This window comes from Tritonibacter sp. SIMBA_163 (assembly GCF_046535935.1).
GTDB lineage: Bacteria > Pseudomonadota > Alphaproteobacteria > Rhodobacterales > Rhodobacteraceae > Epibacterium > Epibacterium scottomollicae.
The window spans coordinates 1-260 of record NZ_JAWJBP010000698.1 but is presented as its reverse complement, the minus strand read 5'-3'; the positions used below and the strand labels follow the sequence as shown (position 1 = coordinate 260).

General features: G+C 54.6%; 1 protein-coding gene. It reads right to left on the bottom strand.

Annotation, left to right across the window (positions count from 1 at the left end; genetic code table 11):
• The coding region (locus R0J92_RS24120) for a PfkB family carbohydrate kinase (protein WP_411053542.1) at nt 1-260 on the bottom strand (260 nt) is incomplete at both ends.

The window sequence follows — 260 nt, the reverse complement described above, 5'->3', positions numbered from 1 at the left end:
CCGCTGGCGACACCGTACTGGAAAGCTCGTTTTGGATCTTGATGCTGTATATATGAAGCGATGAATCCGGATACGAGTGAGTCTCCCGAACCAACCGTATTGACGGCCTTGCCCTTTGGTGCCTGAGCTTGGTAGCGATGGTTTTGGGAAACGTAGATGGCCCCCGAACCGCCCATGGAGACCACGACATGTTCGACGCCTTTTTCCACGAGCTGGCTGGCATAATGGAAAGCCTGTTGCTGCGAGGTAATGTCCACCCC